At 65.8% G+C, this 19,429-nt stretch carries 12 protein-coding genes; 4 read left to right on the plus strand and 8 right to left on the minus strand.

Translation table 11 applies throughout. The annotated features are described in order from the left end of the window. Positions 1-55: 55 nt before the first annotated feature. From ACTUWL_RS34035 to ACTUWL_RS34050, 4 genes are all read right to left on the minus strand, one after another. Complete coding sequence (locus ACTUWL_RS34035) at positions 56-6,010, minus strand: hypothetical protein (RefSeq protein ID WP_106939914.1); 5,955 nt, start codon at positions 6,008-6,010, stop codon at positions 56-58. A gap of 82 nt (positions 6,011-6,092) precedes the next feature. Beyond that, the gene (locus tag ACTUWL_RS34040) at positions 6,093-6,443 is read right to left on the minus strand and encodes a hypothetical protein (protein WP_146160306.1); all 351 of its coding nucleotides are present in this window, start codon (positions 6,441-6,443) and stop codon (positions 6,093-6,095) included. A 293-nt stretch (positions 6,444-6,736) separates the two neighbouring features. After that, positions 6,737-10,255, minus strand: a complete 3,519-nt coding sequence (mfd, locus tag ACTUWL_RS34045; RefSeq protein ID WP_021081318.1) for a transcription-repair coupling factor — start codon at positions 10,253-10,255, stop codon at positions 6,737-6,739. Continuing rightward, positions 10,252-10,542 (minus strand): FAD assembly factor SdhE, encoded by a 291-nt coding sequence (locus ACTUWL_RS34050; RefSeq protein WP_021081317.1) that lies wholly within the window; start codon positions 10,540-10,542, stop codon positions 10,252-10,254. The genes mfd and ACTUWL_RS34050 overlap by 4 nt, the downstream gene beginning before the upstream one ends. Before the next feature lie 143 nt (positions 10,543-10,685). Between ACTUWL_RS34050 and recG the strand changes: the two genes are divergently transcribed. Next, positions 10,686-12,794 carry an ATP-dependent DNA helicase RecG gene (gene recG, locus ACTUWL_RS34055; RefSeq protein ID WP_021081316.1) on the plus strand — a complete coding sequence of 703 codons (2,109 nt, stop codon included), beginning with the start codon at positions 10,686-10,688 and terminating at the stop codon, positions 12,792-12,794. 231 nt (positions 12,795-13,025) lie between these two features. After that, positions 13,026-14,156, plus strand: coding sequence for an FAD-dependent oxidoreductase (locus ACTUWL_RS34060; protein ID WP_021081315.1), 1,131 nt, complete (start codon positions 13,026-13,028; stop codon positions 14,154-14,156). 16 nt (positions 14,157-14,172) lie between these two features. Here ACTUWL_RS34060 and ACTUWL_RS34065 read toward each other — a convergent pair whose 3' ends face one another. The 4 genes from ACTUWL_RS34065 to ACTUWL_RS34080 all read right to left on the minus strand — a co-directional run bounded on the left by ACTUWL_RS34065 (position 14,173) and on the right by ACTUWL_RS34080 (position 17,729). After that, positions 14,173-14,556, minus strand: a complete 384-nt coding sequence (locus ACTUWL_RS34065; RefSeq protein WP_021081314.1) for a rhodanese-like domain-containing protein — start codon at positions 14,554-14,556, stop codon at positions 14,173-14,175. Next, positions 14,556-15,329 (minus strand): DUF502 domain-containing protein, encoded by a 774-nt coding sequence (locus tag ACTUWL_RS34070; protein WP_021081313.1) that lies wholly within the window; start codon positions 15,327-15,329, stop codon positions 14,556-14,558. Before ACTUWL_RS34070 ends, ACTUWL_RS34065 begins: the two co-directional genes overlap by 1 nt. 107 nt (positions 15,330-15,436) lie before the next feature. Then, the gene (gene glmS / locus ACTUWL_RS34075) at positions 15,437-17,263 is read right to left on the minus strand and encodes a glutamine--fructose-6-phosphate transaminase (isomerizing) (RefSeq protein ID WP_021081312.1); all 1,827 of its coding nucleotides are present in this window, start codon (positions 17,261-17,263) and stop codon (positions 15,437-15,439) included. A 325-nt stretch (positions 17,264-17,588) separates the two neighbouring features. Beyond that, complete coding sequence (locus tag ACTUWL_RS34080) at positions 17,589-17,729, minus strand: hypothetical protein (protein ID WP_021081311.1); 141 nt, start codon at positions 17,727-17,729, stop codon at positions 17,589-17,591. 119 nt (positions 17,730-17,848) lie between these two features. Between ACTUWL_RS34080 and ACTUWL_RS34085 the strand changes: the two genes are divergently transcribed. Continuing rightward, positions 17,849-19,063, plus strand: a complete 1,215-nt coding sequence (locus tag ACTUWL_RS34085; RefSeq protein ID WP_021081310.1) for a sensor domain-containing diguanylate cyclase — start codon at positions 17,849-17,851, stop codon at positions 19,061-19,063. 46 nt (positions 19,064-19,109) lie between these two features. Further along, the gene (locus tag ACTUWL_RS34090) at positions 19,110-19,364 is read left to right on the plus strand and encodes a hypothetical protein (RefSeq protein WP_021081309.1); all 255 of its coding nucleotides are present in this window, start codon (positions 19,110-19,112) and stop codon (positions 19,362-19,364) included. Positions 19,365-19,429 lie beyond the last annotated feature (65 nt).

Genomic DNA, 19,429 nt, shown 5'->3' on the forward strand with positions numbered 1-19,429 from the left:
GCATGCGAAGCCACCTTATCTCGGTGGCGGCTCCGCACGCCTCGTCTTCAAGCCCTCATGCGTGCTGTGGCTGCGCCAGCTGACTGACCTGCGTCGCCGGCGGATCGACAACCAGGGTACCGCCATGGCCATCACTCGATGCCGTGAATGTGGACGCCATATAGTTGCCAAGCAGCGCAACACTTGCCGTGACGGTGCCGTCCGTCACCGTGAGCGTTCCCCGCGTGGTGTTTCCGCTGAAGGTCGGCGTGTGAACATTCGCGAAACTGATGTTCGCGAAATCGATCGCGTCCGAACCCGTCATGCCGGCGACGGTGCCGCTAAAGCTCGCCGAATTGTCGAGCTTCAGCGTTCCTGTCGAGCTCTGGAACAACACGGTGGCGTTCGAAGCCCCCGGCAATTCCAGCGTGGCACCCGATGCGATGGTCGCATTGCTGGAGCTCTCCCCCGTCACGTTGAATGGCTGCCAGGCCCCCCACGCGATGCCGTCATTGGCCCGGACCCAGAGTAGATCGTTGCCCGGGCCGGCCTGATAGGTCGTCTGGGATAGTTGCGCCGCCGTGATATCGATCTCGGCACTTGCCTGCTGCGTTACGCTGTTGACGATCCAGGCCCCGTTCGTGTTGGAATCCCACAACGCATATTTCGTTATGGTATCGCCATCCGCGTCCGTCGCGCTGAACAGGTTCGATGCGGCGAAGGTCTGGCCGGAGACCGTCACCACGTTCGAGGCCGACACCGTCGGCACCTGGTTGGTTGCGGTCGCCGTGAAGCTCGTCCACGCTCCCCACGCGATGCCGTCATTGGCCCGCACCCAGAGTGTATCCGACGGCGAGCCGCCGGGACCGAACACGTAACTCACCTGCGACAGGTTCGCCGCCGACACGTTGATGTTGGTGCCGGCTGCCTGTGCGACACCGTTCACCACCCAGTGACCGTTGCCGCCGGTGTCCCAGAGCCCGTATTGGGTGATAGCGTCGCCGTCGGGATCCGAGGCCGTGAACAGGGTCGTGGCCGCGACCGAATGGTCGTGAAGCCCGGTCGCGTTCGATGCCGTCACGACCGGCGGGCTGTCGGGCCCCGGGGTTGCGGTGAAGCCCGTCCAGGCGCCCCACGCCAATCCGTCGTTCGCACGCACCCAGAGCGTATCGGGCGTCGAGCCGGTCGGCCCGAACACATAACTCACCTGCGACAGGTTCGCCGCAGATACGTCGATCTCGGTGCCGGCGGCCTGTGCGACACCGTTCACCACCCAGTGGCCATTGCCGCCGGTGTCCCAGAACGCGTATTGGGTGATGGTGTCGCCGTCGGGATCCGAGGCCGTGAACAGGGTCGTGGCCAGCGTCGACGTCTCGCCATGGGTCGCCGTCACGTTCGATGCCGTCACGACCGGCGGGCGGTCGGGTCCCGGTGTCGCGGTGAAGCCCGTCCAGGCGCCCCACGCCAATCCGTCGTTCGCACGCACCCAGAGCGTATCGGGCGTCGAGCCGAACGGCCCGAACACGTAACTCACCTGCGACAGGTTCGCCGCAGATACGTCGATCTCGGTGCCGGCTGCCTGTGCGACACCGTTCACCACCCAGTGGCCGTTGCCGCCGGTGTCCCAGAACCCGTATTGGGTGATGGTGTCGCCGTCGGGATCCGAGGCCGTGAACAGGGTCGTGGCCAGCGTCGACGTCTCGCCATGGGTCGCCGTCACGTTCGATGCCGTCACGACCGGCGGGCGATCGGGTCCCGGGGTTGCAGTGAAGCTCGTCCAGGCGCCCCACGCCAATCCGTCGTTCGCCCGCACCCAGAGCGTATCGGGCGTCAAGCCGAACGGCCCGAACACGTAACTCACCTGCGACAGGTTCGCCGCCGACACCTCAATGTTGGTGCCGGCTGCCTGCGCGACGCCGTTCACCACCCAGTGGCCATTGCCGCCGGTGTCCCAGAACCCGTATTGCGTGATGGTGTCGCCGTCAGGATCCGAGGCCGTGAACAGGGTCGTGGCCAGCGTTGACGTCTCGCCATGGGTCGCCGTCACGTTCGATGCCGTCACGACCGGCGGGCGGTCGGGTCCCGGGGTTGCGGTGAAGCTCGTCCAGGCGCCCCACGCGAATCCGTCATTGGCCCGCACCCAGAGCGTATCGGGCGTCGAGCCGAACGGCCCGAACACGTAACTCACCTGCGACAGGTTCGCCGCCGACACCTCGATGTTGGTGCCGGCTGCCTGCGCGACACCGTTCACCACCCAGTGACCATTGCCGCCGGTGTCCCAGAACGCGTATTGGGTGATGGTGTCGCCGTCGGGATCCGAGGCCGTGAACAGGGTCGTGGCCAGCGTCGACGTCTCGCCATGGGTCGCCGTGACGTTCGATGCCGTCACGACCAGCGGGCGGTCGGGTCCCGGGGTTGCGGTGAAGCTCGTCCAGGCGCCCCACGCGAATCCGTCATTGGCCCGCACCCAGAGCGTATCGGGCGTCGAGCCGAACGGCCCGAACACGTAACTCACCTGCGACAGGTTCGCCGCCGACACCTCGATGTTGGTGCCGGCTGCCTGCGCGACGCCGTTCACCACCCAGTGACCGTTGCCGCCGGTGTCCCAGAACCCGTATTGGGTGATGGTGTCGCCGTCCGAATCCGAGGCGGTGAACAGGCTCGTGGCCAGCGTCGACGTCTCGCCATGGGTCGCCGTCACGTTGACTGCGCTCACGGTTGGCGCGCTGTCGCCAGATGCCTTAGCCGTAAATTGAGTCCAGCCGCCCCAAAGCGTGCCGTCATTGGCCCGCACGGAAAGGGTGTCGGTCGTGCCGCTCGGACCAAACACGTAGCTCACCTGCGACAGGTTGGCCGCCGCAACATCGATCTCGGCATTGGTGGCCTGGACGACGCCGTTGATGACCCAGTGGCCGTGACCTTGTGTGTCCAAGAACGCATATTGGGTGATGGCATCGCCATCTGCGTCCGTCACGGAGAAGAGGCTGGACGCCAGCACAGAGGTCTGGCCAGAGCCTGCATGGATGTTGGACGCTGACGTGACCGGTGCGACATCGGCACGTGTCGTGACCAGCGTTCCGGTGCCAGAATCCGCGCTGACGCTGAACCGCACGCCGGGAAGCGCATCAAGCTGCAGATCGAAGGAAGTTGCCCCCTCGGTGACATGCAGGATGTTGCCGGCCCCCAAGGTCGCCGAGCCGCCCGATACGAAATTGAGGCCTGTCAGATCGATGCTGTCGCCCAGCACCAGACTGCTGATGGTGGTGCCGGCCAGGGAGGTGCCGTCGATCTTCAGTTGACCGCCGGAACCGCTGAAGGTGATGCCGCCGCTCGCGACGCTGCCGGTCTGCAATTCGACCGTGCCGCCGGAGATCGTGACCGGCCCCGTGGAGCCGCCAGAGGACACGATCTCATTGCCTCCGGCAAAGACCGCGACGTTGCTCGTCACCGCGCCGGCAACGTTGAGCGCGCCACCGCTCGACACCGCGATGTTGTGCGCCGTAGCTCCAGACGCAACGTTCAGCACGCCGCCACCGCTGACGGTCGCGTGATCGAGCGCGCCTCCCGACGACACGTTCACCGTGCCGCCCGAAATTCCGGTTCCGGAACCGGTCACGCCGGTGACCACCCCTCCGGAGAGTACGTTTTCGACGCCGCCGGCAAACACCGCGACATTGCTCAAAACCGTGCCGCCGACGTTGAAGATGCCGCCGCTCGAGACGGAGATATGGTCTACCGTCGCACCGGACGAGACATTCAGGTCACCGCCATTGAAGACGGTCGCATATTCGAAAGACGCGCCAGAGAGAACGTCGACCAGCCCGGAAATTACGGTGCCCGAACCGGCGACGCCGGTGACGGAACCACCTGCAGAGACGATTTCGTGGCCGCCACCTAGAATAACAACATTGCTGGTGATCTTGCCGCCAAGGTTGAGCGTGCCACCCGATAGCGTGACGTCGTGTGCCGTCGCGCCGGCGGAAACGTTCAGGACGCCGCCGCCGAAGGCCGTGGTGTTGAACGTCTGGCCGCCAGACGAAACATTTTCAACACCTCCGCTTGAAACCGCGGCGCCAATGCTGAAGCCACCGGCGGAAACTACCTGGTTGCCATGCAACAGAATCGTGGCGCCGGAATCGACACCACCACTAAAGACGGCCTCGAATCCGCCGGACAGGATCGTGCCCGTCGCGCTGCCACCGGCTGAACCGGGACTACCGCTGATCGGTCCTACGCCGAGCTGGAAGTAGCCGCCGCTCAGCACCGCCGTATCGGCCGCCGTGCCGCCGCTCAGCACCGTCATGCCGCCGGAGTTGGAGATCGTTGTCCCGGAGACTGTACCGCCCGAGGTGACTTGCGCGCCGCCGTTGTTGACGATGGTGGTGGACACTGCGAGGCCACCGGAATTCACACTGAGCTGACCGCCCGACACGGACGTGTTGCTGACGGTTCCGCCCGCCGAACCACCCAGTCCCTGGCTCGACGACGGAACGCCGACCTGCATGAAGCCGCCATCGCCAACGATGCTGCCCAGGGCCGTGCCGCCCGCGAACACGCTCTCGGTGCCACTCGTGGTGACGGTGGTGGCGGAGGTTAAGCCGCCCGACAAAACGTCGAGGATCGGGCCAACACCCACCGAATAGCCGCTCAGGACGGCGCCAGGCCCCACCTCGAGGTTGGTGCCGCTACCGAAAGTGGTGTTGGAAAGCTGCGAAACGGACGCTCCGCTGACCAGTTCTACGGCGCCGAAATTGGTGACCGAAACGCCACTCAGGGACCCACCTGAGAACAGCTTCAGCAGACCACCGTTGACCATCGTGGCGTTTGCCGACCCGCCGAAAAGGACGTCGAGCTCACCGCCGCCGAAGACAGTGGCGCCGTTCGCGGCACCTCCGGACGAAACGGTTTCCAGGCCGCCCTGGCGGATGTTGATGTTACTCGTCGTGCTTCCCGCGAGATTGAATTGGCCGCCGGAATTCACATTGATGTCGTGCGCGGACGCGCCGGCCAGCAAGTTCAGCGCGCCGCTGCCGTCGACAGCAAGGTCGCTGACGGTGGCTCCTGCGGACACGTTCACTGTGCCGACGACGTTGACCGTTGGGAAGCCGGACGAATCCAATGATCCGTTGATGGCACCGCCGGCAGAGACGTTCAATGTGGCGCCGCCCGCAATGAATACGGAGCTCGTCACCGTACCCAGAAGGCTGAGCGTTGCCCCGTTCGATACAGTAAGATCATGAACGGTGGCGCCAGCTGCGACGCCGGCCGCGGCTCCGGACGACAACGTGAAGAACTCGGCCGTGCCTCCGGAGAGGACATTGAGCGAGCCTCCCGACACCGTAAAGGACTGCGCGTTGCCGCCAGAAAGCACGTTCAGCGTGCCCCCCGACACATCGAAGTTCTGCGCATTGCCACCCGAAGAAATATTCTCCGTGCCGCCGGAGAAGACCTCCGAATTGCTGGTCTGAGCGCCAGCGAGATTGAGGATGCCGCCATTGCTGACGCCGAAGTCGTGGATCGTCGCGCCAAAGTCGGCCGTGACAAGGCCGCCGCTCCTGACCGTGAAGTAGGACAACTGGCCGCCCGCGGTCACGCTGACCGTACCACCCGACACGATCGTCTCGTTGCTGCCCGGAGCGCCCGTCTCGATGCCGCCGGAAGAGATCACAACCAGGCCGCTCGCATAGACCGTAACCTGGCTTGTCACCGTTCCGGCAACGTTCAGCGTGCCGCCCGACGACACGGCAATGGACGACGCCACACCGCCCGAGGAGACGTTGAGCATGCCGCCTGCATCCACCGTGGCCGAGACGCTGCCACCGCCGCTCGAGATATTCAGGCTGCCGCCGGACAGGATCGTGGCGCCGCTGTCGACACTACCGCTCGAAATCACTTCGTTGCCACCGGACAAAGTCGTTCCAGTAGCGCTGCCGCCGGACACAACGATCAGCGTGCCGCCAGTCAGGACGGTATCGCCGGATTCAGTACCGGAAGATACAGTTACGGTCACGCCGCTGGAAATCGTCTGCATGGCTCCGCCTCCAGGCCAGAATAAAATTCATTTGCCCGTTTTCGGAGCATCGATGCCCGTCGGCGTCGACGCCCTTTACGCGCTACATATTGGCGCCGACCGGAAATCCCGGTATGCGCTGAAAAACTTGCGCTATGTGATCGGCCGTAATCAGCCGCGCGCATTCAAAATGTCGCGGTGAATCCGCATGCCGCGAACACCACAGGAAATCCTTGTCTATGAAGTCGGACCGCAATCCTTTCGGACCGACCTGGGTGGGCAGTTTGGCGGTCGCAGGATAGGCAGGCTTCGGGGTGTCGGCATTCGACCAAACAGCCTCCGACTCGACCGGCGTGGCGTCGGTCGAACGATCAACGATTACCTTAGGTTGTCCCGCTAAATGGTTCGCCGGGCGTTTCACGGCGATCGCCGACGCGACGGTAATCGCATTCACAAAAAAACCCCTGCCCTGAAATAAAAAGAACTGCTCAAAAAGTGAACAAAAAGGTAGGCGAGATTAACAACCTCGTCAACGAACCAAACCTTAGTACCTCCTCGGGGCTGCTCCTGAATCGCCGTGCAACGATGAGCCGATCGAGCTTGCTTTGGGCGAAATCTGCTCTGCCGTGACAACGAACGTGGCGATCACCATCGCGAACGGAGAGGCGCATTTGATTGCGTTCGCGCGATCCGAGCCAGCGCACTCCCGCTCTCTGAGCCGAGCCTCCGCTTCGGGGAGGCTGAACCTCACGCCGCCTTCTTGCTCTCGGCGAGATTGGCGAGCTGGCGCAGGATCTCCGTGGTGCCCGCGAGCCGCTCTTCCGGCGTGTCCCATTCCTGGAAGAACACGACCTTCATGTCCGGCCGCACCTTGGCGGCCCGGCCGTGCTGACGGATGAACGTCACCAGCCGCTCCGGATGCGCAAAGCTGTTGTCGCGGAATGCGATCACGGCGCCCTTCGGGCCTGCATCGACCTTGCCGACATTGGCGCGGCGGCAATAGGCCTTGATCGCGGCGACCTTGAACAGATAGCGGACTTCGTCGGGCAGCACGCCGAAGCGATCGCGCATCTCGGCGGCAAAGGCGTCGATGTCCTCGTCGGTGTCGAGATCGGCGAGCCGACGATAGAGCGACAGCCGCACGCTGAGATCGTTGACGTAGTCTTCTGGAATCAAGACCGGCATGCCAATCGTGATCTGCGGCGACCAGCGATCGGCGGCAGGCTCGACGACGCCGGCCTTGAGGTTGACGATCGCCTCCTCCAGCATCGACTGGTACAGCTCGAAGCCGACTTCCTTGATGTGGCCGGACTGCTCCTCGCCGAGCAGATTGCCGGCGCCGCGGATGTCGAGGTCGTGCGAGGCAAGCTGGAAGCCCGCGCCCAGCGTCTCCAGCGACTGCAGCACCTTGAGCCGCCGCTCCGCCTGCGCCGTGATCTTCTGCTGCGCCGGCAGCGTGAACAACGCGTAGGCGCGCAGCTTGGAGCGACCGACGCGGCCGCGCAGCTGATAGAGCTGGGCGAGGCCGAACATGTCGGCGCGGTGCACGATCAGCGTGTTGGCATTCGGGATGTCGAGACCGGATTCGACGATCGTGGTCGACAGCAGGATATCGTATTTGCCGTCGTAGAACGCGGACATGATGTCTTCGATCACGGTCGGCGGCATCTGGCCGTGCGCGACGGCAACCTTCATCTCCGGCACGTTCTTGTCGAGGAAATCCTTGACGCCGGCGAGGTCCTCGATCCGTGGCACGACGTAGAAGGCCTGGCCGCCGCGATAGCGCTCGCGCAGCAGCGCCTCGCGGATCATCAGGGGGTCGTGGGGCGCGACGAAGGTGCGCACCGCGAGGCGATCGACCGGCGGCGATGCGATGATCGAGAGCTCACGGACCCCGGTCAGCGCCAGTTGCAGCGTGCGCGGGATCGGGGTCGCCGACAGCGTCAGGACGTGGACCTGGGCGCGCAGCTGCTTCAGCCGCTCCTTGTGGCTGACGCCGAAATGCTGCTCCTCGTCGACGATCAAGAGGCCGAGGTCCTTGAACTTGATGGCCTTGCCGAGCAGCGCATGGGTGCCGACGACGATGTCGACGCTGCCGTCAGCGAGTCCCTTCTTGGTCTGGTTCAAATCCTTGGTCGACACCAACCGCGAGGCCTGCGCGACATTGACCGGGAAGCCCTTGAAGCGCTCGGTGAAGGTGCGCGAATGCTGGCGCGCCAGCAGCGTGGTCGGCACCACGACCGCGACCTGCTTGCCTTCGAGTGCGACGGCGAAGGCCGCGCGCAGCGCCACCTCGGTCTTGCCGAAGCCGACGTCGCCGCAGATCAGGCGGTCCATCGGGCGGCCGATTTCGAGGTCCTTCAGGGTCGAGTTGATGGCCCCCAGCTGGTCCTCGGTTTCATCATAGGGGAAGCGTGCGCAGAACTCGTCATAGACGTGCGGCTGCAGCGGGAATTTCGGCGCCTCGTGCAGCTGCCGCTCCGCCGCGATCTTGATCAATTCGCCCGCGATCTCGCGGATGCGGTTCTTGAGCTTGGCCTTGCGCGCCTGCCAGCCGCCGCCCCCGAGACGGTCGAGCTCGACATTGGCGCTGTCGGAGCCGTAGCGCGACAGCAGCTCGATGTTCTCGACCGGCAGGAACAGCTTGGTCTCCGCCGCGTAGTGCAGTTCGAGGCAGTCATGCGGCGCGCCGGACACTTCGAGCGTCTGGAGACCGACGAAGCGGCCGATGCCGTGCTCGACGTGAACCACCAGATCGCCGGTCGCGAGGCTCGTCACCTCCGAGATGAAATTGTCGAGCTTGCGGCTCGCCTTGCGTGGCCGCACCAAGCGGTCGCCGAGAATATCCTGCTCGCTGATGACGGCGAACTCGTCGGTCTCGAAGCCGGACTCCATGCCGAGCACGGCCAGCATGGTCTCGTTGCGCGGCGTCGCCTGCACGATGCGCCAGGTGTTGACGCTGGTGGTGTTGAGCAGCTTGTGGTCGCGCAGCATCGCGCCCATGCGGTCGCGCGAGCCTTCGCTCCACAGCGCGACGATCACTTTCTTGCGCTGCGATTGCAGCGCGCCGATGTGGCCGACCACCGCCTCGAACACGTTGACATTGCCGTCGGCGCGCTCGGGCGCGAAATTGCGGCCCTGCCGCGCGCCGGCGTCGAACACGTCTGCCGTGCCTTCGGGCACCGCGAACGGCGTCAGCCGCGCCAGCGGCGCGTCGCCGAGCAGCTTGGTCCATTCGGCCTCGGTCAGATAGAGCTTGTCCGGCGGCAGCGGCTTGTAGATCGCGCCGCTGCCCGGATGCTCCAGCGCTTCGCGCCGTGCGTCATAGTAGTCGGCAACCTGGGTGAAGCGCTCGCGCGCGGCGTCCTCGCCCTGCGGCTCGATCGCAATGGTTGCGCCGTCGAGATAATCGAACAGCGTGTCCATCCGCTCCTGGAACAGCGGCAGCCAATGCTCCATGCCGGGATGGCGCCGCCCCTCGGAGACCGCTTCATAGAGCTGGTCGTCGCGCTCCGGCGCGCCGAACGCCGCGACATAGCCCATGCGGAAGCGGCGGATGGTCTCGGTGGTGAGCTGGAATTCCGAGACCGGCACCAGGTCGAGCCCGCGCATGTCCAGGTGTGTGCGCTGGGTCTCGGCATCGAAGGTGCGGATCGATTCCAGGCTATCGCCGAAGAAGTCGAACCGCACCGGCTGGTCGAGGCCGGCCGGAAACAGATCGAGGATGCCGCCGCGCACGGCGTATTCGCCGGGTTCACGCACCGTGGACGAGCGGGTGTAGCCATTGTGCTCCAGCCAGGCGACGACCGAGTCCATCGGCACGACGTTGCCGGGGACGACCGACAGCGCCTGCGCCGCGACCTGATCGCGCGCCGGCACCCGCTGCACGGCGGCGTTCACCGTGGTCAGCACGATCAGCGGCTTGTCGGAGCCCGTCAGCCGCGACAGTTTCGCCAGCGCGGTCAGCCGCTGCGCCAGGATACCGGAATGCGGCGAGACGCGGTCATAGGGCTGGCAGTCCCAGGCCGGGATCTGCATGACCGCGATATCGGGGGCGAAGAACTCCAGCGCGCGGGCAAGCTGCTGCATCCGTGCGCCGTCGCGGCACACCACCGCGAGGCTGACCGCCGGCCGCTTCGGCTGCGCGGCGATGGCGCGCGCCAGATCGGAGATGACGAGCCCCTCGGCGCCCTCGGCGACGTTGGCGATGGTCAGCACCCGGCCGGGTGCGAGCATCGCGGCCGGCGATTTCATCGGCTGCTTCATGCGCTGGGGTCCGCAACCCGGAACGCCTTGATGCGGGCAAACAGCGCGGTCGCATATTCCGAAGGCAGCACCTTGTCACCGGTCAGCGCGGCATAGAGATCGGGATCCGGAACCTCGATCAGGTGCTCGAGCTCACCGATCTCCTGATCGGACAGCTCGCCAATGGTCGCGTCTGCGAACCGGCCGAGGATCAGGTCCATCTCCCGGGTGCCGCGGTGCCAGCAGCGAAACAGAAGCCGCTTGCGGCGGTCATCGAGCCCCTGGCTCGATCGTGTCGATCCCGTCATGTCCCAAAATCCGTTCAACGCGAAAAGCCCGGACGTGCCGGGCGCGCTTGATATAGCGACAGCGGCGGCCGATGTCAGCCCTCATTCGCCGCCTTTTGGGGTTTCCTTGCGCGCATGACGTGAGTCGTGTGTAAAGGGCTGCGATGCGCCCCGCTTTGCTCAATCCGCTGTTTGCCCAGGTCACGACGCTTTCGGGCGTCGGCCCGAAGCAGGACAGACTGCTGCGCTATTTGCTCGACCGGAGCGAGACGCCGCGGCTGGTCGACCTCCTGCTGCACCTGCCGGCGAGCGTGATCGACCGCCGCGCCCGGCCGAAGATCCGGGATGCTGTGGTCGGAACCATGGTGACGCTGGAGGTCACCGTCGATCGCCATCGCCCGCCACCGCCACGCAATTCGCGCGCACCTTACCTCGTCTATGCCAGCGACGACACCGGCGACGTGGTGCTGACCTTCTTCCGCGCCCAGCCCGGCTATGTCGAGAAGCTGCTGCCGATGGGCGAGAAGCGCTACGTCTCCGGCACGCTGGCGATGTATGACGGCATCCCGCAGATCGTGCATCCCGATCGCGTCGTCGACGAAGCCGGCTTTGCAAAGCTCTCCGGCATCGATCCGGTCTATCCGCTGACCGAGGGGCTGGCGATCGGCTCGCTCCGCCGCGCCATCGCGCAGGCGCTGACCAAGCTGCCGGATTTGCCGGAGTGGATCAGCCCCGAGGTGCTGCGCCGTTGCAACTTCCCGCCGATCCGGGAGGCGCTGACCCGCGTCCATGTCCCGGTCGAGCTGACCGACATCCTGCCCGATGGACCGTTCTGGTCGCGGCTCGCGTTCGACGAACTGCTGGCGGGCCAGCTCGCGCTGGCGTTGATCCGCGCCACGCTGCGCCGCCCCGCCGGCGTGCGCAATGCGGGCGACCGCCATCTGCGCAACAGGATCATCGACGCCCTGCCCTATGCGCTGACCAGGTCGCAGCGCGAGGCGGTCGCGGCGATCACGGAGGATCTGCGCCAGCCGGTGCGGATGCTGCGCCTCGTGCAGGGCGATGTCGGTTCCGGCAAGACCGTGGTGGCGCTGCTCGCGGCCGCCGCCGTCACCGAGGCCGGCAAGCAGGCGGCGCTGATGGCGCCGACCGAAATCCTGGCGCGCCAGCACATCAAGACCATCGCGCCGCTCGCCGAGCGCGCCGGCATGCGGGTTGCGATCCTCACCGGCCGCGAAAAGGGTAAGGAGCGCCGCGAGCTCCTGGCGCGGCTGGAGGCCGGCGAAATCGATCTGCTGGTCGGCACCCATGCGCTGATCCAGGACGATGTGATCTACAAGGCGCTGGCGCTCGCCGTGGTCGACGAGCAGCATCGTTTCGGCGTGCGCGAACGGCTCGCGCTGACCTCCAAGGGCGAGGCCGTCGACGTGCTGGTGCTGAGCGCGACACCGATCCCGCGCACGCTGGTGCTGACATATTTCGGCGACATGGACGTCTCCGAGCTGCGCGAAAAGCCGGCGGGACGCCAGCCGATCGACACCCGCGCAGTGCCGATGAGCCGGATCGAGGACGTCATGGACGGCGTCGGCCGCGCGCTTGGCGCGGGAAAACTCGTCTACTGGATCTGCCCGCTGGTCGACGAATCCGAGGCCGAGGGCACCGAGCACCTCACCAACGCGACCGAACGTTTCGAGAGCCTGCAGCAGCGGTTCGGCGATCGCGTCGGCCTGGTGCACGGGCAGATGAAGGGTGCCGAGAAAGACCGTGTGATGGCGCAGTTCGCCGCACACGAGATCGGCCTCCTGGTCGCGACGACGGTGGTCGAGGTCGGTGTCGACGTGCCGGCGGCGACCATCATGGTGATCGAGAACGCCGAACGCTTCGGCCTCGCGCAATTGCATCAATTGCGCGGCCGCATCGGCCGCGGCTCGGAGGCTTCGACCTGCCTGCTGCTCTACAAGGAGCCGCTCGGCGAGATGTCGAAGGCGCGGCTCAAGGTGATCCGCGAGACCACGGACGGCTTCCGGATCGCCGAGGAGGATCTCAAGCTGCGCGGCGAAGGCGACGTGCTCGGCGTCCGCCAGAGCGGCCTGCCCGGCTACCGCATCGCGCGCTCCGAGGTGCACGGCCAGCTCATCACCCAGGCCCGCGACGAGGCGTTGCGGATCATGAAGGACAATCCGAAGCTCAAGGGCGAGCGCGGCGAAGCGCTGCGCTGCCTGCTCTACCTCTACGAACGCGACGAGGCCGTGCCGCTGATCGGCGCGGGGTAGCTGCCAACGGCAGGCGCGGCCTTGCTTTTGCCGATCAAGGGGTATACCCCTCCGCCGCCGCGAAAAACGACCGCCTGAACCGGCAAGCCCGGCAGGCCGTCGCGTACACGTCAGCCACGCACTCACGTGGTTCGGCCAGCGTCTCCGAAAGCAATCGCCTGACACCTATCAGGCCATCGCAGCCATCAGCGCCGCCGCGCGCTGCATGTTTGCGACCACAGGAGCGCTACCATGCGAAATCCGGTTACGATCATTGGCGCCGGCCTCGGCGGTCTCACGCTCGCGCGTGTTCTGCATCTCCACGGCTTCGCCGCAACGATCTATGAAGCCGAGATTTCGGCGAGCCAAAGGACGCAAGGCGGCCTGCTCGATATTCACGAACATAACGGACAGCTCGCGCTCAGGGCCGCAGGGCTGTTTGACGCGTTCCTGGAGCTCGTCCGTCCCGGTGAAGATGCCAAGCGCATCGTCGACAAAGACGGCCATGTCCTGTTCGACCAGCCCGGCAGCCGCACCGGCACGCGCCCCGAGGTCGACCGCGGCGATCTTCGGCGCATACTGATCGATTCGATCCCTCCGAATGCGATTCGATGGGGACACAAGGTCACGTCGATCGCTGCGCGCGGTGACGGACGGCACGACATCACCTTTGCCCATGGCGCGACGGTGACATCGGACGTGCTCGTCGGCGCCGACGGTGCATGGTCGAAGGTCCGTCCGCTGCTGTCGGAGTCGAGACCTGCGTACACCGGCGTCTCGTTCATCGAGACCTCGCTGTTCGACGGCGACACGCGCCACAAGGCAAGCGCGGATGCGATCGGCAGCGGCACGCTGATGGCCGTTGCTCCCGGCAAGGGTATTCTGGCGCATCGCTATGCCGATGGCACGCTGCATACTTATGCGGCCCTGAAGGAGCCGGAGGATTGGATCAACTCGATCGACTTCAGCGACCCCAAAGCTGGCCTGGCGCATCTTGCCGAACAATTTCGCGGCTGGGCCCCGCAACTTACCGCCCTGATCACCGACGGTGAAACCGATCCGGTGCTGCGCCGGATCCATGCGCTGCCGGTCGGACATCGATGGCGGCGTGTGCCCGGCGCAACGCTGCTCGGCGATGCCGCGCATCTGATGTCGCCGTTCGCCGGCGAAGGCGCAAACCTTGCGATGCTCGATGGCGCGGAACTCGCCCGGGCGCTTGTTGCCACTCCCGATGACGTCGAAGGCGCGCTGGCCCGCTATGAAAGCGAGCTATTCCCGCGAAGCGCTGATGTGGCGGAACAGACCGCTGCGAACCTGGAGGAGTTCTTCGGCGACCGCGCCCCCGAGAGCGTGGTTGACCTGTTCAGCCAGCATCTTGCGTGAAACAGCAACGCGTCAATCAGCGCCGATCACCCTCGGTCGATGAAACCGGCACCAGCTCATGTCCCGCAGCCTGCCAGCCGCGGCAGCCGCCTTGGATCACGGCGACATGCGCAAATCCGATGTCGTGCAGCGCCTGAGCGGCGCGCTTGGCCTTGCCGCCGCCGCCGCAGGTCAGGATGATCGGCTGCTCGCGATCGCCGAGTGCGGGATCGGACGCAGCGATGCCAGCGATCTCCTCGTGGCTGATATTGCGCGCGCCCGCGATGGTGCCGCGCTCGCGCAACTGCCAGGGCTCGCCGACATCGATCAGCGTGATGCCGCCTTGCTCGAGCTCGCGCTTGGCCTGGTCGGGCGACAGCAGTCGCGCGCCCTCACCGGACGGCGTCTCGCCGGAGCGCATCAGCCCTCGACCTTGGCCGGCGCCGCCGGCTGCAACGACGCCTGATTGGCGATCCGCGCGGCATTGGCCATGCCGGCGAGCGCCGCGGCGCGCTTCTGATCGTTGGTGCCGGGCTGCACCACGCCGGCCGACATGATCAAGGTCGCGGCATCCTCGGTGCTCATCTCGATCTCGATGACCTTGCTCTTCGGCACGTAGAAGAAGAAGCCAGTGGTCGGGTTCGGCGCACACGGCAGGAACACCGAGATGTGCTCCTCCTGTCCGGGGAAGCTGGCGGCGAGCTCGGCGTTCGGCGCCTGCGAGATCAGCACGATCGACCACATCCCGGGCGAAGGAAATTCGACCAGGCCGACGCGGCGGAAGCTCGAGCCGTTGCCGGAGAACAGCGTCTCGAACACCTGCTTCAGGCCGCGGTAGATCGCACGCACCGCAGGAATCCGCCCAAGCAGCCGCTCGCCGAGATCGACCAGCGTTCGCCCGATCAGGTTGGCGGTGAGAAAGCCAAGCAGCGTCAGCGCGATGACCGCGACGATCAGGCCGGAACCGGGCAGCCCGAACGGCAGATAGGTCTCCGGCCGGTAGGCCGTGGGTACGAACGGGCGGACCAGATTGTCGACCCAGTTCACGAACCACCAGGTCAGGTACAGGGTGATCGCAACTGGCCCGGCCACCACGAGGCCGGTCAGGAAATAGTTGCGGAAACGCGCCATCAGCCCGCGCGGCGCGTCCGGCGGCAAATCACCAGCGACAGGAGGCACTTGGTTGGAAGTCATTGCGGTTCCAAGGTCGTCGAAGCGGCGTCGAAGCGGCCGTTGTCCAGCACCCAGCTAAGCCATTCTGACGCATTTTTGAAGGGGCCGCGTGACGGCCCGGCTTGCGACTATTCGACCGTGACCGATTTGGCCAGATTCCGGGGCTGATCGACGTCGGTGCCCATCACGACGGCAGTATGATAGGCGAGCAGCTGCACCGGCACCGCATAGACCATCGGCGCAAAGGTCGCGCCCATGTCCGGCATCACGATCGTGACCAGAGACTGGATGGTCGCCTCGGCGGCGCCCTTGGCGTCGGTCATCAGGATGATCTTGCCGCCGCGGGCGGCGACCTCCTGCATGTTGGAGACGGTCTTCTCGAACACCTTGTCGTAGGGCGCGATCACCACCACCGGCATGTGCTCGTCGATCAGCGCGATCGGGCCGTGCTTGAGCTCGCCGGCGGCATAGCCCTCGGCATGGATGTAGGAGATCTCCTTCAGCTTCAGCGCGCCTTCCAGCGCCAGCGGATAGCTGGTGCCGCGGCCGAGATAGAGCACGTCGCGCGACTTCGAGATTTCGCGCGCCAGCTTCTCGATCTGCGGCTCTGACGTGAGCGCCTCCGACATCAGGCGCGGAATTTCGACGAGGCCGTGCACCAGCTTGCTCTCGTCGGCCTCGGACAGCTCGCCGCGCGCCTTGCCGGCGGCGACCGCGAGCGAGGCCAGCACCATCAGCTGGCAGGTGAACGCCTTGGTCGAGGCGACGCCGATCTCGGGACCTGCCAGTGTCTGCAACACGGTCTCGCTCTCGCGAGCAATCGTCGAGGTCGGCACGTTGACGACCGAGAGCGTGTGCGTGCCCTGCGCCTTGGCGTAGCGCAGCGCCGCCAGCGTGTCGGCGGTCTCGCCGGACTGCGAGATGAAGATCGCGAGATCGCCCTTGCGCAGCGGCGCCTCGCGGTAGCGGAATTCGGAGGCGACATCGAGCTCGACCGGCAGCCGCGCCAACCGCTCCAGCCAGTATTTCGCGACGAAGCCGGCATAGCTCGCGGTGCCGCAGGCGGTGATCGAGACGCGCTGGATGTCCTTGAAGTCGAACGGCAGCTTGACCGGCATGGTGACGCGCTCGGTCGCCATATCGACGTAACGCGCGAGCGTATGCCCGACCACTTCGGGCTGCTCGTGGATCTCCTTCGCCATGAAGTGGCGATAGTTCGCCTTGTCGACCAGCGCCGTCGCCGTGGTGTGCTTGATCGCCTCGCGATGCACGATGGCGTTGTCCTTGTCGAAGATCGTCGCGCCCTTGCGGTTCAGCACCACCCAGTCGCCGTCCTCGAGATAGCTGATCGTATCGGTGAACGGCCCGAGCGCGATCGCATCCGAGCCGAGATACATTTCGCCCTCGCCGTGGCCGACCGCGAGCGGCGGGCCGTTGCGGGCGCCGATCATCAGATCGTCCTCGCCGGCGAAGATGAAGCCGAGCGCGAAAGCGCCGCGCAGCTGCGACAGCGCCGCCCTCACCGCCTCGACCGGCGCGACGCCGCCCTTGAGCAGATTGTCGACCAGATGCACCACGACCTCGGTGTCGGTCTCGGTGGCGAACACCGCGCCCCTGGCTTCAAGTTCCTCGCGCAGCTCGCGGAAATTCTCGATGATGCCGTTATGCACGACGGCGACGCGTTCGGTGGCGTGCGGATGCGCGTTGTTCTCGGTCGGCCTGCCGTGGGTCGCCCAGCGGGTGTGGCCGATGCCGGTGTGGCCGCCGAGCGGCTTCGCTTCGAGCCGGGTCTCCAGATTCTTCAGCTTGCCCTCGGCGCGCCGCCGCGCCAGGACGCCGTTCTCCAGCGTCGCGACCCCCGCGGAATCATAGCCGCGATATTCGAGCCGCTTCAGCGAATCCACCAATTGCTCCGCGACCGGAGCGCGTCCAAGAATGCCGACGATGCCGCACATGCGGTTCAATGTCCCCAAAAATCGCCGAAAATTTGCCGAAGCGGCGACACGGTCCCTTAACGGGAATCGCCGGCCGCAAGATACTCAATAATTATTGCCGATTGCGACAGTCTTAAACGGCAAGGTTGATGCGAAAGGCTGGTTAATCGGGGCTAACCAGTTTGGCAAGAGTGCGTCAGCCAGCACCGGCGCCGGCAGCCGAACCTTGGGCCTTCGCCGTGCATCCTGACGTAGGCGAACAAGCCCACGAGGCCCCACAGCCCGCGACCGGTCTTTGTGAAGATCGTTTCGACCAATGCTTGGACCAGACAAAGGAGCAGGTCGTTCACGGTTCCCAACCCCGACCGTGGAGCCGGACGTCGCGGCACGTCAGCATGCCGTGCAGTCCGGCCTTGATGAAAAGCAGATAGAGCGCGAACGCCAGCACGAAGCCGATCCGGTTGTCGCTCGCGGCAAAGTTGCGCATGATGTGTTCTGCTTCGCCGCCGCTTGATCGCGATGAAACCGCCGCGGGCAAACGCCGTGAACCGCGTCAACGCAGCATTAACGGCTTTCGGCGAGGGTGCCGCCGCCGGAGGTACCCCGATGCACACCACGCATGATCGTGAGACGCAGCGCCTCGATGTGCTGGCCGAACTCGACATCCTCGACACGCCGCGCGAGCTTGCCTTTGACCGACTGACCGGGCTGTGCCGAAAGATCTTTCGCGTGCCGATGTCGACGCTGACGCTGATCGACGGCCATCGGCAGTGGTTCAAGGCCTCCGACGGCATGGAGGACCGCGAGACCGCGCGCGGGCCCGCGCTCTGCAACCTGGCGATTGCGCAGGACCATCCCCTCGTCATTCCGGACACGCTGCGTGAGCCGCGCCTTGCCGACAATATCTTCGTGCACGGCAAGCCGCACATCCGTTTCTATGCCGGCGCGCAGCTCAAGATGTCAGGCGCGGTGATCGGAACATTGTGCGCGATGGACACGCGCCCGCGCGATTTCGATGCCGATGCGATCAGCATGCTGTCCGATCTTGCCGCCGTCGCCGTCGACGAACTGATGTTGCGGAACCTGTCCATGCAGGACGCCCTCACCGGCTGCTCATCGCGGCGCGCCTTCCGCGGTGAAGGCGAACGGCTGACCGCGCTGGCGGCGCGGCATCTCAGTCCGCTCGCCTGCGCGGTGCTCGATGTCGATCATTTCAAACGGGTCAACGATACCTACGGGCACGCGGTCGGCGACGTGGTGCTGGCCGCGGTGGCGGAGGCCGCACGTGGCGCGCTGCGCGGCTCCGACGTGATCGGCCGGCTCGGCGGCGAGGAATTCGGCATCCTGTTGCCGCACACCAGGCTCGACAACGCCATGGGCGTGCTCGAGAAGGTGCGTGCGGCCGTCGCGGCGACGCGGATCGAGACGCCGGCCGGCACCATCGGCGTCACCTGCAGCCTCGGCGGTGCCGCGCTCTCGCCCGGCAATGGCTTCGACGACATGCTGCGCAATGCCGACCTTGCGATGTACGGCGCCAAGCAGGCCGGCCGCAACCAGGCGCTGGCCTGGGTCGACCGTGCGCCGTCGATTGCGCCGACCGCGCGGCGCGTGTTCAAGGCCGGCACGATCAGCTTCAATGCCGGGCATTCCACGATCGACTGCACGGTGCGCGGCCTGTCGCGCGACACCGCAACGATCGAGGTGCTGTCGACTTCCGGCATCCCCGAACAGTTCAAGCTCGCGATCGCCGCCGATGCGCTGTCGCACGCGTGCCGGATCACCGGAAAGGCCGACAACCGGATCGAGGTCGCCTTCACCTGACCGGCGGCGTCGGTCATTATCACGTGGTTGGCTGCGGAGCCTTGCGATGTCGAACGATCAGCCACCGCCGCTCGCAAAACCGTTCTGGCGCCGCGGCCTTGCCGGCTTGCTCGATTTCATCACCGTGTTCTTCGGCGGCGGCTACGCCATCGGCGCCGCCACTGGCCAGACCACCAAGGACGGTTTCAGCCTCACCGGCGCTCCGGCGCTGCTGCTGTTCGCACTGATCGCTGCGTATTTCTATCTCGGCTGGAAGGTCGTCGGTGGCACGCTGTGGCAGCGCATCCTCGGCGCGCGGTAGGCCGCGACAGGAACGCGGCCCGTTCTGGCGATGATAGATTGCAGAGACGGCGCATCGCGTTCTGG

The organism is Bradyrhizobium sp. WCU1, from assembly GCF_053474805.1.